Annotated in this window: 5 protein-coding genes; 1 reads left to right on the top strand and 4 read right to left on the bottom strand. The window is 41.7% G+C overall.

The genetic code is table 11. From position 1 onward, the window contains the following. Positions 1 to 330: 330 nt before the first annotated feature. From BP896_RS09150 to pcn, 3 genes are all read right to left on the bottom strand, one after another. Positions 331 to 543 (bottom strand): hypothetical protein, encoded by a 213-nt coding sequence (locus BP896_RS09150; RefSeq protein ID WP_291767742.1) that lies wholly within the window; start codon positions 541 to 543, stop codon positions 331 to 333. Between the two features lie 143 nt (positions 544 to 686). Further along, the gene (locus BP896_RS09145; RefSeq protein WP_291767740.1) at positions 687 to 1,733 is read right to left on the bottom strand and encodes a DNA primase small subunit; all 1,047 of its coding nucleotides are present in this window, start codon (positions 1,731 to 1,733) and stop codon (positions 687 to 689) included. Continuing rightward, positions 1,733 to 2,485 (bottom strand): proliferating cell nuclear antigen (pcna), encoded by a 753-nt coding sequence (pcn, locus tag BP896_RS09140; RefSeq protein WP_291767739.1) that lies wholly within the window; start codon positions 2,483 to 2,485, stop codon positions 1,733 to 1,735. Before pcn ends, BP896_RS09145 begins: the two co-directional genes overlap by 1 nt. Positions 2,486 to 2,578: 93 nt before the next feature. Here pcn and BP896_RS09135 point away from each other — a divergent pair, with 93 nt between their 5' ends. Further along, entirely contained in the window at positions 2,579 to 3,034 is a 456-nt protein-coding gene (locus tag BP896_RS09135; protein ID WP_291767738.1) for an HIT family protein, read from the top strand. A 4-nt stretch (positions 3,035 to 3,038) separates the two neighbouring features. Here BP896_RS09135 and BP896_RS09130 read toward each other — a convergent pair whose 3' ends face one another. Next, on the bottom strand, positions 3,039 to 3,482 hold the full coding sequence (locus BP896_RS09130; protein ID WP_291767736.1) for a hypothetical protein: 444 nt from the start codon (positions 3,480 to 3,482) through the stop codon (positions 3,039 to 3,041). Positions 3,483 to 3,751 lie beyond the last annotated feature (269 nt).

Here is a 3,751-nt window from a genome sequence, read left to right as displayed (position 1 = left end):
CAACACCCACGAAGAAGCATGTAAGCCCATGAAGTTTGAGTTAAAGGTATTAACCTGGGTTTAATTTTGATGGAACGAATGGCAAACTTCACCTCTTTGAGGTGGAGCATCATTTTAAAGTGGGTAAGCATACCCTATTCAGTAGCCCCCCATTAAGGGGGTAACCCATGAGGCTTCGGGGAATACTCCTTTAAGGTGGGGCCAGTACTAACTCAATCTGGTAAAGCGCTTCATATAAAATTACACTATTTAATTATGTGAATTATTTTTAAATTAGTTAAGAAATATAGTATTAAAATTACGTTGTTTATCGCTTAAGCGTCATGTAAATTACGCTAACTTATATGTGCCATGTTTCTTATCGTAGATTAACATTATTGGTGCATTAAGGCTTGGTATTATAATGACTTCATTAATTCCCTTAACTTGTTGTGCCCTGCTAGCTGCATTACTTGGTGCATTCACTACTGTGTTGAAGTTTCCTGCATTATCCTTAAGCCTTAGTAGTGTGCTTATTGCCTTCACTGCTCCACTTATGTTCATTTTACTCACCTCAAGTATACCTTGGGGTTAAGGCTTTATATAGGTTTTGGTGCAAGCAGTTGAATACTCAATAGTTACTATTGTATAATAAATAAACTACATATAATTAGCGTAACTCTAGTACCTGGCATATGAGGGGGTGCTTATTCAGCTAATTGCGCTAATCCCCTTAATATTAAGTATACTGCAATGTAGGCTGGTTCATTAGCCTCTTCACCAGGTTCCTTAATTCGAATTAATTCACCAAGCACCCTACTAACCTGCAGTTTCTGAGTTAGCCTAATTCTTGGATTACCCTTCCTGAAGGCTATTGCCTTATCCACTATTGCCTCAATACCCTTATCAAGGTCACTTAAATCCAACTCCACTGCTATTAGGCCTGTTTTACCATGGAGGCTGTTGGGCATCCTCATTAACCTATTAGTATCTATTGTAACAACCTCATCAATGTGAATAATTAAATTACTCTTAATATCCTCACCCCTACCCTTAATTAAACCCACTGTAACCTTACCCAGCCTAGATGCCTCAGCGAAAACCCTCCCAACACTACCATAAACCTTACCCAGTAGGTTAGCGTTAAATGGGCCCAACTCAATAACTGTGGACCTACCCTCCCTGTTAATTAGTATTTGCCTAGTTAAGTCAACCTTACCTGTTAAGTAATCAACAATCATCCTCCTCTCATCCTGGGTTAAATTAACCACATCATCAGGCCCCTCCACGTGGACGTGAAACCCCCTATGCCCTGAGAAGGTTACCCTAAGGTACTTATCCTCAATACCAAACTCATACCTCAACACGTTAATTAACTTCACCACCTCACTTAATGCATCATTAAGGCACTCAATGGTAACTAACTCAACCCCCCTACAATTATCAGTGGGTAAGTGGTCGCCATCAATATCGAAGACTAAGTCGGCCCCAAGCCAACCCTTTGCATCCATTTCACCCGCAGAGGGGTTATTGAAGTATGCGCTTGATAGGTAGAGGTTCCTTGGAACCCTCTCACTAATGAAACTCCTTAACTCATTCCAATTCCTGAAGCCTAAGTGCCTTATCATTGATTGCCCAGTGAAGGGTTGGTAGGCAACTTCCCTAGCATCAATCTTAGGTATGCCTGGGGGTTTGAAGTAATTCCTATAGTAGTTCCTGAATAAAACCTCAATGTATTTTAGGGATTCATCCATTACTCTATCCTTGGAGCCACGAAGTACGCTAATGTTCCACCACCCGATATTTCGAAGGTTAATGCCAGGGGCTTCTGGGTGGCGAACTCAATAGTGGCTATGTCGCTTATTTGATAAGCTCTATTCACTATGTCTGATAAGTAATCCACACTATAAGTTGCAGTGGCAGTCTCCTTATTATCATACTCGAATAAAACCTCCCCACCCTTATCAAACTTAATCTCTGTTTCACCCCTGTCACTGGATGCCCTAATGTATAATCCATCCTCCTTACCCTCAAACTTGGCGGCATCTGCAATAACCTCCACATCCTTCACAGCCTGCCTTAATGCATCACTAGCCAGCTTAGCGGTAACAGTGAAGACTACTTTAGGTGTTGGTAATTGCTCAACAGGTATGTCTATTAGGGGTAGTTTAATGGTTCTGGTAACCTTACCGCTCATCCTTATCTTAAGGCTATTCTCCTCAACCTCAAAGGTAACGCTACTACCCTTACCAGCCCTCTGAAGTATCTTCTTAACCTCACTGAAGTTAATACCAATGTTAATGTCCTGCTCCACTTCAGGATACTCATCGAATGCCGTCCTAGGCATGTATAAGTCAACCATGGCGGTCCTGGATGGGTCAAGGGCCCTTAGCTTAACCCCATCCTTAGTTACCGTTAAGGCAGACTCCTCAACAAGCACAGCCACTGCATCCATTATCAAGTACCACTCCTTACCATCAGGGTAAGTTAACTTAACGCTACTCACAGATACTGCCACCATTTAGATTTTATAAGGCTTACGACCCTTAACCCAGGTAATAGCTGGAACCATTAAAAAGAATCCAGTGGAGGTGGTTGTATGGATGAGTGCATATTCTGCAGGATAATAGAGAAGAAGGCCCCAGGCTACATAGTATATGAAGATGATGAAGTAATAGCCATATTAGACAAGTATCCAATAAATAAGGGGCATATATTAGTTATGCCTAAGAGGCATTATAAGGATATTTTCGAAATACCTCCTGAGGCGTTATGTAAGGTAATGAGGATTACTAAGCTTATGGCTAAGGCTGTGGTTAATGGCCTTAAGGCTGATGGCGTTAGGCTCATTCAGAATAATGGCTCCTCAGCTGGGCAAGTGGTCTTTCACTTCCACGTTCACGTAATACCATATTATGGCGGCGGCTATAGGGCACATAGGGTTGAGTTAAGTGAGGGGGAGGCCATTGAGGTGGTTAGTAAGGTTACGGAAGCCTTAAGGAAGGTTAATGAAGGCACTTCCCCTAAGAATGAGGATGCAGTAACTGATGCTTAACGGGTTAAGTTACCTCCTCAAAGTCATCCTCACCATGATGCCTAAGCACAATTACATTATATGTTCTAAGTACCTTAATGGCCTCAGCAGTCTCCTTAACATCATTGACGTAAGCTAATACTGCGGTAATCCTCTTATTAGCCTTAATTACCCTTAACCGGGCAAGCCTATTAATGAAGTCATTGGCATCCCTAATTCTCAAAGTCGCCTTAACCTCAACCGCAATAATCCAATCATCAACCTCAACATATCCATCAAACTCACCAACATTCTCAATCACAACCCTCCTAAGCTTATCAACATTAAAACCTAGCTTACCCTTAATCCACATGGGTAAATAATGCCTAACATCACGCTCAAGTAACTTACCCAAAGACCTAGAAATACCACCAACATCACTCATCAAATGCCTAATAGTAACCCACGCATCCTCCTGATCCTTCCTCATTGCCTTAATCTCTAGCCATATTTTATTGTTTTCCTCTTTTATTGCTTTTATCTCCTCCCATATTTTATTTTGGTCCTCTCTTAACGCCTTCAACTCCCCCCATATTTTACTTAACTCATCCTCATGCCTCTGCANNCCTCCCTAATAGCCTTCAACTCCTGCCAAATCTTATTATTCTCCTCCCATAGCTTATTCACATCACTCCTAAGCGCATCCTGCCCCCCACGCATTAACTTAACCTCATCAGTAAGAGCCTTAACAGCATTAAC

This window comes from Caldivirga sp. UBA161, assembly GCF_002506515.1.
In the GTDB taxonomy this organism is placed as follows: domain Archaea; phylum Thermoproteota; class Thermoprotei; order Thermoproteales; family Thermocladiaceae; genus Caldivirga.
This window is presented reverse-complemented; position numbering and strand designations above follow the sequence as displayed.